Origin of the sequence: Kluyvera georgiana ATCC 51603 (assembly GCF_001654985.1) — a bacterium.
GTDB classification, from domain to species: domain Bacteria; phylum Pseudomonadota; class Gammaproteobacteria; order Enterobacterales; family Enterobacteriaceae; genus Kluyvera; species Kluyvera georgiana.
In genome coordinates this window covers 1-1,785 of sequence record NZ_LXEU01000114.1, presented here as the reverse complement: position 1 = coordinate 1,785, position 1,785 = coordinate 1, and the positions used below count along the sequence as shown (strand labels likewise).

2 protein-coding genes and 2 tRNA genes are annotated in these 1,785 nt (G+C 49.9%); 1 reads left to right on the top strand and 3 read right to left on the bottom strand.

The annotated features are described in order from the left end of the window. Window positions 1-15: 15 nt before the first annotated feature. Complete coding sequence (locus M989_RS23885) at window positions 16-354, bottom strand: MaoP family protein (RefSeq protein ID WP_064549235.1); 339 nt, start codon at window positions 352-354, stop codon at window positions 16-18. Between the two features lie 88 nt (window positions 355-442). Between M989_RS23885 and hdfR the strand changes: the two genes are divergently transcribed. Next, entirely contained in the window at window positions 443-1,291 is an 849-nt protein-coding gene (hdfR, locus tag M989_RS23880) for an HTH-type transcriptional regulator HdfR (RefSeq protein WP_425337872.1), read from the top strand. 99 nt (window positions 1,292-1,390) lie between these two features. Here hdfR and M989_RS23875 read toward each other — a convergent pair. After that, window positions 1,391-1,466 (bottom strand) — tRNA-Trp (locus M989_RS23875). Window positions 1,467-1,518: 52 nt separating this feature from the next. Continuing rightward, window positions 1,519-1,595 (bottom strand) — tRNA-Asp (locus tag M989_RS23870). Window positions 1,596-1,785: the final 190 nt, after the last annotated feature.

The following is a 1,785-nucleotide window of genomic DNA, read 5'->3' as shown; positions in this document are numbered from 1 at the left end:
AAGGCCCCTTTTTTATTAATCGTCGCTATCGGTGTAGTCTTCAGCGCCTTCTACCTGCGGTTTACCACCAGACAGGGTGTGGAAACGCTTCGGACGCTTAATGCGCGTGACATACTTGGTCCATACGCGTTCAGCATCCGTCGCTGGCTCACGTTCACCGCGGCATACCGAGACAAACTGCTGTTCCTCTTCGGTGGCAGGCTCGCGTTTGCCAAGATCGAGTTCGTTAAAGGCAAAGCCATAACGCTCAAGCAGCTGCGCCTCTTTGATGGTGAAATCACCATGACGAGAGAACCCGCGCGGATAATTTTTATTATCGAAAAAACGATTAGTCGTCGTAAAGCTTTCCGCCATCCTACACGCTCCTAATTCTTTGGCCGAGCTATTTATGGCGCGGAGTATTAGATACGCTTGACAGAGTGTAAAACAAAAGATTTAAATCATTACGACAAAAAATTTTGCGGAGAAAGCTGTGGATACCGAATTGCTGAAAACTTTCCTCGAAGTGAGCAGAACTCGCCACTTCGGGCGAGCTGCAGAAGCGCTCTATCTGACACAATCTGCGGTGAGCTTTCGAATCCGTCAGTTAGAAAATCAGCTTGGCGTCAACCTGTTTACCCGCCATCGTAATAACATCCGTTTAACCGCGGCGGGAGAGAAACTTCTCCCCTACGCCGAAACGCTGATGAGTACGTGGCAGGCTGCGCGTAAAGAAGTGGCGAACACCTCGCGACACAATGAGTTTTCAATCGGTGCGAGCGCTTCGCTGTGGGAGTGCATGCTCAATAAGTGGCTGGCACGGCTTTATCAGGCAGATAATTCTCTGCAGTTTGAGGCGCGGATCGCCCAGCGTCAGTCGCTGGTTAAGCAGTTGCACGAGCGCCAACTCGATCTCTTACTCACTACCGAAGCGCCCAAGATGGATGAATTCAGCAGCCAACTACTGGGCCATTTTGAGCTTGAGCTGTACTGTGCTTCCCCAGAAACGACCAAAGCCAATCTGAACTATCTGCGTCTGGAGTGGGGGGCCGATTTCCATCAGCATGAAGTGGGGCTTATCGCTGCTGACGATATTCCTTTGCTGACTACCAGTTCGGCCAGCCTGGCACGCCTTCAACTGGTACCGCTAAAAGGTTGCACCTGGTTGCCTGTTTCATGGGCGCAAGAGCAGGATGGCTTATATCCGGTGACTGACGGCGCTGCTATTTTGCGGCCTTTGTACGCAATCTGGCTGCAAAATAGCGATAAACAAGCACAAATTCGCGACATATTGAAAAACAACGTTTTTTGATTAAAGCGATCATTTTATGGCCCGGAGAACAGCGATGGGCCTTTCAGGAAGGTAAATTTTGGGCAAAAAAAATCCTTCGCCGAAGCAAAGGATTATAGATGGCAGGGGCGGAGAGACTCGAACTCGCGACACCCGGTTTTGGAGACCGGTGCTCTACCAACTGAGCTACGCCCCTAAATTTTCTTATCATTAAGCCTGCTAATTTAGCAGGCTTAATATTGAATAAGTGGCGGAACGGACGGGACTCGAACCCGCGACCCCCTGCGTGACAGGCAGGTATTCTAACCGACTGAACTACCGCTCCACCGAATTTCTTTGTCACTACCCGGATTATTCATCCCGGTTTACTGCAATTTGATGCCTGGCAGTTTATGAATCACTTTGTGATTCACCCTTCGGGCCGTTGCTTCGCAACGTTCAAAAGCTTTCGCTTTTGTCCTACTCTCTGTCGAGTAGCGAACTGCCCCAAATTTTAGTGCCATACTGCTAAATTT

Coding starts and splice junctions, on each gene's coding strand:
- M989_RS23885 (WP_064549235.1), bottom strand. CDS start 354: ATGGCGGAAAGCTTTACGACGACTAATCGTTTTTTCGATAATAAAAAT.